Origin of the sequence: Yinghuangia sp. YIM S09857 (genome assembly GCF_051388915.1) — a bacterium.
Classification (GTDB): Bacteria; Actinomycetota; Actinomycetes; order Streptomycetales; family Streptomycetaceae; genus Yinghuangia.
The window spans coordinates 144,511-152,001 of sequence record NZ_JBPKBH010000004.1 but is presented as its reverse complement, the minus strand read 5'-3'; the positions used below and the strand labels follow the sequence as shown (position 1 = coordinate 152,001).

The 7,491-nt window shown below is 71.8% G+C and carries 7 protein-coding genes; 5 read left to right on the top strand and 2 right to left on the bottom strand.

Annotated elements, in window-relative coordinates:
• The first annotated feature begins 651 nt into the window (after nucleotides 1-651).
• Nucleotides 652-1,575: a cation diffusion facilitator family transporter gene (locus ACRX5S_RS09505; RefSeq protein ID WP_436772377.1), complete on the top strand. Its 924-nt coding sequence runs from the start codon at nucleotides 652-654 to the stop codon at nucleotides 1,573-1,575.
• A gap of 67 nt (nucleotides 1,576-1,642) precedes the next feature.
• Here ACRX5S_RS09505 and ACRX5S_RS09500 read toward each other — a convergent pair whose 3' ends face one another.
• The gene (locus ACRX5S_RS09500; protein ID WP_436772376.1) at nucleotides 1,643-2,986 is read right to left on the bottom strand and encodes an MFS transporter; all 1,344 of its coding nucleotides are present in this window, start codon (nucleotides 2,984-2,986) and stop codon (nucleotides 1,643-1,645) included.
• Between the two features lie 280 nt (nucleotides 2,987-3,266).
• Here ACRX5S_RS09500 and ACRX5S_RS09495 point away from each other — a divergent pair, with 280 nt between their 5' ends.
• Together ACRX5S_RS09495 and ACRX5S_RS09490 are read left to right on the top strand one after the other, a co-directional pair.
• Nucleotides 3,267-4,286 (top strand): LacI family DNA-binding transcriptional regulator, encoded by a 1,020-nt coding sequence (locus ACRX5S_RS09495; protein WP_436772375.1) that lies wholly within the window; start codon nucleotides 3,267-3,269, stop codon nucleotides 4,284-4,286.
• A gap of 334 nt (nucleotides 4,287-4,620) precedes the next feature.
• Nucleotides 4,621-5,577, top strand: a complete 957-nt coding sequence (locus ACRX5S_RS09490) for a hypothetical protein (RefSeq protein WP_436772749.1) — start codon at nucleotides 4,621-4,623, stop codon at nucleotides 5,575-5,577.
• A 202-nt stretch (nucleotides 5,578-5,779) separates the two neighbouring features.
• Here the strand turns inward: ACRX5S_RS09490 and ACRX5S_RS09485 are convergent, their stop codons facing one another.
• Nucleotides 5,780-6,001 (bottom strand): hydrophobic protein, encoded by a 222-nt coding sequence (locus ACRX5S_RS09485; RefSeq protein WP_436772374.1) that lies wholly within the window; start codon nucleotides 5,999-6,001, stop codon nucleotides 5,780-5,782.
• A 131-nt stretch (nucleotides 6,002-6,132) separates the two neighbouring features.
• Between ACRX5S_RS09485 and ACRX5S_RS09480 the strand changes: the two genes are divergently transcribed.
• Nucleotides 6,133-6,900: a helix-turn-helix domain-containing protein gene (locus ACRX5S_RS09480; protein ID WP_436772373.1), complete on the top strand. Its 768-nt coding sequence runs from the start codon at nucleotides 6,133-6,135 to the stop codon at nucleotides 6,898-6,900.
• Nucleotides 6,897-7,409, top strand: coding sequence for a hypothetical protein (locus ACRX5S_RS09475; protein ID WP_436772372.1), 513 nt, complete (start codon nucleotides 6,897-6,899; stop codon nucleotides 7,407-7,409). Before ACRX5S_RS09480 ends, ACRX5S_RS09475 begins: the two co-directional genes overlap by 4 nt.
• Nucleotides 7,410-7,491 lie beyond the last annotated feature (82 nt).

Genomic DNA, 7,491 nt, shown 5'->3' with positions numbered 1-7,491 from the left:
GCCCGCCCCGACGCTGAGGCGGGGGCGCCTGCCGTCCGGGCTGAGATCGCGGCCCGCGCACTGCGGCGCGGTCGCCCGCTGTTCGCGTGGCAAAGGCCGGTCGCCGCCGCACGGGCAGCCCGCCCCGACGCTGAGGCGGGGGCGCCTGCCGTCCGGGCTGAGATCGCGGCCCGCGCACTGCGGCGCGGTCGCCCGCTGTTCGCGTGGCAAAGCCGGTCGCCGCCGCACGGGCCACCCTGGGGCCGCAATCGCCCCTTGGTCCCGGCCGCGGTCCCCTCGGCCCCGCCGGAGCGCGCTCCGCGCCGGGGTCGCCGCCGGTGCTGTCGCCCGCGCGGGTGCCGAGCACATGGCCGCCCGTCGGCGCCCGGACCGCCTCTGCCTGCCCACCCCACCCCCCTGCGCACCGCTGTCCCCTTCCGCCGAGAGTTCGCCCGAGCCCCGCGCGTCGCCGTGGTACGCCGCGCCGGCGCACCGATCATGATCAGGAGGCGGCGCCTCGGGGCGGCGCACCGGAGGCGGTGCCCCGCGGTACGCCGGGCCGACGTACCGAACATGATCAGGAGGCGGCGCCTCGGGGCGGCGCACCGGAGGCGGTGCCCTGGTGCCGCGACCCGGTGGTGCCGCGGACTCGGCGACGGAGGGCAGTGGTTCATGGGGCGCGGGCACGGGCCGACGGCGGCCGGCGGCACCGTGAGTGCGGCATACCGGAAGCGCCTGGCGGTCACCATCACCGTCTCCGCCGTCGTGCTCGTCGTGCAGTTGGTCGGCGCCCTGTTGTCCAACAGCCTCGCGCTGCTGTCGGACAGCCTGCACATGTTCGTCGACACCAGCGGTGTCGCGCTGGCGCTGGTCGCGGTGTCGGTGGCACAGCGCGAGCCGACGCCCGGGCGCACCTGGGGGCTCTACCGGGTGGAGATCCTCGCCGCGCTCGTCAACGCGATGCTCCTCGGCGGGATCGGCGCGTTCATCGCCTACCAGGCGGTCCGGCGCATCGGCGATCCGCCGGATGTGGAGACCGGCCCGCTGCTCGCCGCCGCGCTGCTGGGCCTCGCGGCCAACCTCGTCGGCCTGTTCCTGCTGCGCGGCGGCAAGGACCACAGCCTGAACCTCAAGGGCGCCTACCTGGAGGTGCTGGGCGACACGATGGGCTCGGTCGCGGCGCTCGGCACCGGTGTGATCATCGCCACGACCGGCTGGACGCTCGCCGACCCGATCGCGTCACTGCTGATCGTCGCGATGATCCTGCCGCGCGCGTACCTGCTGCTCCGCGAGACGCTGCACGTCCTCCTGGAGGCCACACCGCGCGACCTCGACCTCCGCGAACTGCGCGGACGGCTGCTCGCCGAGCCGGACATCATCGAGGTGCACGACCTGCACGCCTGGACCGTCACCAGCGGCATGCCGGTGCTGACCGCGCATCTGACGGTGACCGACGCGGTGATCCGGGAGGGGCGCATCGGGCCGGTGCTGGACCGGGTGGGGGCGATCGTGGGCGACGACTTCGACGTACGGCACTCCACGATCCAGTTGGAGCCGGAGGGGCACCGGGCGCACGAGTACGCCGACCACGCGTGACGCGGACGACGACGGCCGCGTCCCCTCCTCCTGGTCGGAGGGGACGCGGCCCGGGAGCGTTCGCCCGTCAGCGCACCGTCTTGACGCGGACCACGGCCAGCGCCCCGACCAGGGCTATGCACGCGCAGATCGGGAACAGCGCCTCGTAGTCCCAGGTGGAGACGATCCACGAGGCGATGAACGGCGCCGCGACCTGTGGCGCGGCGTTGGCGATGTTGATCAGGCCCATGTCCTTGCCGGCGTCCTCGCCACGCGGCAGGACCCGGGTGATCAGCGCCATGTCGACGGCCATGTACATGCCGAACGCGAGGCCGTTGACGATGTTGAAGACCGCCATGCCGTTGACCGTGCCGGAGATCATCGGGATGAACAGCGACAGCGCGGCCAGTACGCCGGAGCCCAGCACGAAGGGCTTGATGCGGCCGAAGCGGTCCACCAGCCTGCCGATGAACAGCGCGGCGACGACGGTCGAGACGGCGTTGATGACCATGAGGAAGCCCATGGTCGAGTTGACGTCCTGCGGCTTGACCTTCACGTACTCCATCAGGATGTACATGTTGTAGGTGAGCACCGTGAAGTAGCCGGCCACGACGCCGAAGCGGGAGATGAAGGCCCACGCGAAGTCGGGGTGCTTCCGCGGGTCGACGCCGAAGTTGGAGACGAACTTCTTGAGGTCGAACCGCCCGACGGCCATACCCTTGCTGGACTTGTCCGGCGAGACCAGCAGGAAGACCACCACGGCCGCCACCAGGAAGGCCGCGATGAGGTAGTAGCCCTTCTCCCCCGCGAACTTGCCGTCGAAGCCGCCGACGACACCGTCGTAACCGAGCTTCGAGAGGTCGATGCCGCCGATGGTGTACGCGGCGACGATGGTGCCGAGCGGGATGCCGAGGCCGACCAGGGCCGACATGATGCCGTACTTGGCGGGCGGTACGCGGTCGGGCATCGCGGCGGTCAGCGCGGCCTGGAAGCCGTTGAGGATGAACTGCACGCAGCCCCAGGTGACGGCGAGCATGCCGATGCTCGTGGCGTTCGCCTGCCAGCACAGCGCGCCGGCGCCGAGCAGCGTGCAGGCCAGCATCCACGGGGCGCGGCGTCCCCAACGCGAGCGGGTGCGGTCGGAGATCTGTCCGAAGATCGGGTTGCCGACGGCGGCGAGCGCGGCCCCGACGGCGACGGCGTTCTTGAGCGCCTCGGGATCGGGGTGGCCCTTGATCTCGGTGACCTGGATCGGGATGAGGAAAGAGCCGACGCCCATCCACACCAGATACAGGGCGATGTTGGCCAGCGGGAGCGTGAGGTACAGCGGGCCGAGCCGGAAGCGCGGTCTGCCGTCGGCGTCGACCGGCCCCATCGGGCCCTGGGTCTTCGCAGGTGCGGCTTCGGGGGCCGCGACGTTGCTCTGCGTCATGTGAATCACCGAGTCGATTCGGAGGAGGGGTGATCACGGCCCGATCCCCGGTCACGGTCGCACGGGTGGGGCCGAGCCGATCTTCTGACGCTGCTGACTCGATTAACTGACTCGTGTTACTGACACGTGTCAGCAGCGGTGCACGGATCATGGCATGCGATGAAGAACCCGTAAACAGAACGTGACGTACGTCGCATCCACCCCTGGGAACCAAACCACGGGGCGGCATGGCAACCTCCTGTCACCAACCCTCAAACCCTCATGTGAGGACCCGGTACCCATGCCTCATGCCCCTCGCCCCGGCAAGGCGCCCACCAGCGCGGACGTCGCCCGGGCCGCAGGCGTGTCCAGAACCACGGTGTCCTTCGTGCTCAACGACGTCCCGGGCTCCGGCATCAGCGATGCCACCCGGCAGAAGGTGCTCGCCGCCGTCCGCACACTGGGCTACTCCCCCAACGCGGGCGCCCGCGCCCTGCGCGCCGGCACCAGCAACCTCGTCGTGTACGCGATGCCCCGCTGGCCCCTCGGACACGCGATCGACACCCTCATCGAACGCGCCCGCGACGCCCTGGCCGAACGCGGCCTCGTCCTGATCCTGCACGGCGACCGCAAGCTCACCGGGCTGGACGCCGCGCGGGCCTGGGCCGAGCTGCGTCCCCGCGCGGTACTCGCCGACACGTGGCGGTGCACCCCCGACTCGGTCGCCATGCTGCGGCGGCACGGCGTCCGGACGGTCGTCCTGGTCGGCGAGGAGCCGGTGCCCTACGCGCCGACCGTCGTGTTCGAGCAAAAGCGCATCGGCGTGGTCGCCACCCGCTACCTGGCCGAACGCGGCCACCGCCGCATCGCGGCGATCGTGCCGACCGGCGAACTGCGGGAACCCGGCGAACTGCGCTTCGTCGGTGTACGTGGGGCCGCCGCCGACCACGGGCTCGAACTCGCGCGGGTGGACATGGCGTTCGACCACGGCGCGGCCCTCACCCTGGCCCGCGGCTGGGCCGCCGACCCGGACCGGCCGACCGCGCTCTTCGCGTACAACGACGAGTTCGCGGCGCTCATGCTGCGGGCGCTGCGCGAGGCGGGTCTCACGGTGCCGGACGACATGGCCGTGATGGGCGTCGACGACACGCCGCTGTGCGAGCTCGTCACGCCGCGGCTGAGCACGGTGGCCCTGCACACGACGAGCTTCGCCGAGATGCACGTCCGGGTGCTGATGGACCTGATCGACCGGACGCACGAGGAGGAGCTGCCGGAGATCCCGGAGCACGAGCCGCTGGTGGTGCGGCGGGATTCGGCGTAGCGGAGGCGGAGGCGGAGGCGAGGTGGCGGTCTCGTCTGGGGTCAGGATGGGGTCGGGCTGGGGTCCGGGCTCGGTCGGGCCTTGGGCCCGGACTCGGTCGGGCCTTGGGCCCGGACTCGGTCGGGCCTTGGGTCCGGCCCTGGTTTGGCTCTGGTGTGCGGTCGGTCCGGGTCCGGTGCGGGGCCTCCGAGTGGTGTGCGTCGTCCCCGGCGGCCCCCGAGTGCGGGGGCTCCCCGATACCATCGGAAGCGTGATCACTTGGGTCGCCGGGCCGTGCCGGCGGCGCGGCCCGGTGGTCGCGGGGGCTGTCCGGACCACCGCCGAGGAGGCATGTGTGGGGTTGTTCCGTCGGGAACCCAAGCGCGATCCGCGCGAGGCGCCGCGCGATCCCGCGTTCGAGTTCCTCTCCGAGGAGGAGGGGCGCCGCCTGCGCGGCCTGACCCGCGAGGCGTTCGCCGAACGCGGCCTTGAGGTCACGGTGTTCGCCGACCACATGACGGACAGCGCGAACCGCCACTACAACCTGTACAACCTCGCCGCGGGATGCCACAACGACGAACGCGGCCAGCGCGCCTGGGCGTCCCTCATCCGCGACCACGTCGACAAACTCGTGCGGGCGATGGACGCCCCGTCGGCCGTCGAGACGCTGCCCACCGACGAGTTGTGGGCCCGGCTGTACCCGCGCGTCACGACCGACGACAACCTCCCCGACGATCCCGCCTTCGGGTACGCCCCGGTCCCCGCCCCCGGGCTCCGCGAAGTGCTGGCACTGGACCTGCCGGAGAGCGTCCAGACGCTGCCGGGCGACGCGCTCGCGCAACTCGGCGACATCGCCGAACTGCGCCTGCGGGCCATGAACAACCTGCGCGCGCTGCCGGTCGAGGACCACGACGTCGTCAAGCAGGACGACGGCGCGACGTTCCGGGTGGTCGCGGGCGACTCCTTCTTCACCGCGAGCCGCGTGCTCGTGCTCGACGAGCTCGCCGAGCAGGTCGCGGGCGAGCGCATCGGCCCGGACGGCGCGCTGGTGGCCATCCCGTTCCGGCACATGCTCGCGTTCCACCCGATCGTCGGCATGGACGTGATCCCGTCGCTGAACGCGCTCGCGGCGTTCGCCGCGTACCGGCACGAGGAGGCGCCGGGGCCGGTCAGCCCGTACGTCTACTGGTGGCGCCGGGGCAAGCTCGTGCAGTTGAGCGAGCGGGGTGAGGACGGGCAGTTGTCGATCGTCGTCGGTGCGGAGTTCCAGGCCGTGCTGGAACGGCTGTTGGACGAGGACGACGGCCGCTGACGGGGTTTCCGAAACTCTCGGAATTCGTGCGTAACCCCTGCGTCGGACGGTCGTTGTACCGGTCAAGACCCCGGAGCGTCCCCCCGTTCGTTCCGGGGTCCTATCTGTGTCCGCGCAAGGAACAGGCTTGCCCGCCAAAGGCGTTCCCGGCTCCCAGGCGTGCTCGGGGGGACGCGCGGTGAATCTTGCCGGACGCCGGCGGCTACCAGCGCCGTCGCCGCGGCCGCCCGGTGCGGCGCCGGCGGTATCCGCCGCGTCGGCCGCCGCGGGATCCGGCCCGCACGCCGATCCGCCGGCCGCCGAAGACGAACGCCAGCAGCCACACCACGACGACGATGACTGCGACCCACCACAGCGCCTCGATGAGGAATCCCGCACCGAAGAGCAGGAGGGCCAGGATGAGGACCAGGACAATGGGAAGCATATGTAACGGCTGCCCTGTTGCCGCCGGTTGATGCGGTTGTATGTTGCGCCAAGGCCGTCCCCGCCGGTTGCGTCCACTGCGGTGCGATCGTCCAGGTCCTGCCGTGGCGGCGCCGCGCCTAGCCTGACCCCGTGGAGCCCGCCCCCGACCGAGACCAGCGCCCGCCGTTCGCACCCGAGGCGGCGCGCCGCGCCCGTATCGGCCTGCACCTGACGCATGATCAAGTCGCCTACGGCCTCGCCGCGTTCCGCGTGAACACGACTGCGGACGCGGTGGCGGCGTGGGAGTCGGGGCGGAGCGTCCCCACGGAGGCGGAGCTGCTGGCGCTCGCGGAGATCCTGTGGTGCGCGCCTGTCGACCTCATGGGCTCCGCGGGGGCGCTGCGCGAACACCGGATCGGACGGCGCCTCTCGGTCGCAGAGCTGTGCGCCCGCCTGGGCCTACCCGAGTCGCGCTACCTCCCGATGGAACGCGCCAACGAGTGGCGCGGCGACGAACGCACGACAGCCGCCCTCGTCCGCGAACTAGGTCTGTCCCTGCGCGACTTGGTGGGCGTCGCCGGGGCTTCCGACGCGATCGACGACCTGCTCCACGAGACCCTTCAAGGCCGTCCGAAGTCGCAACTGACGACCATGACGCGCTTGTTGGGCCTCCGACGAAGCCGCGTCGCGAGCGCCCTCGCGGGCATGCACGAGGAATTCGCCCACCGGGCACGGGTGTCGCTCTCATGGTCGGACGGCGTCCCCGGCGCCCGTCCGCGCTCGCCCACCGGCGGAGGCGGCGGCCCGGTGGTCGACCCCGCGCGCATGGCCGACCGCTTCTGGGAACTCCTCGGCCACCCCGCCGCCGAGCCAGGCATGATCGGCATATGGTACCGCGACCGACACGACACGGAGTGACCGGCGACATAAGGTTGTTCGCGTACGTCGGCCCGCCCGTCCTGGTGGTCTCGGCCCGCAGCCAACCCCCGGGCACCTCCATCCGATCGCGTGCGGAGCTGTCCGCCTGGCTGGGTTCGCGCCCGTCGGCAGAATGGCGGGAGCCGTTCACCTACACGGTCGACGCCGAGGGCGTACTGCGGCTCGCCCCGCGACGCAGCGAGCACGTGGCGTGCGCGGGCGGGGAACCGGTGGGCGCGGCGGGCGAGATGGCGTTCGTGCCTACGGCGGACGGTTGGGAGGTGGACGAGTTCGGCAACCTCTCCACCGGCTACTGCCCGGACCTGGACTGCCAGGCGCTCGTCGTTGCCGTGCTGGGCGCCATCGGTGTGCCGCATCCCGCGGTGTTCACTCATCCGATCGTCTTCCGCCGTTGTCCTGGCTGCGGGGAGCGCAACATCGTCCGCGACGGGGACTTCACCTGTGCGCTCTGCGACGCGGCACTGCCGGAGGTCTGGAACTTCGGGTGAGGACAGGGGGCGGGGCGGGGGGTGCTACCCGGTGTTCACGTCCAGCGCCTATGTTGCGCATCGGGACGCTGCGGAATTGCCG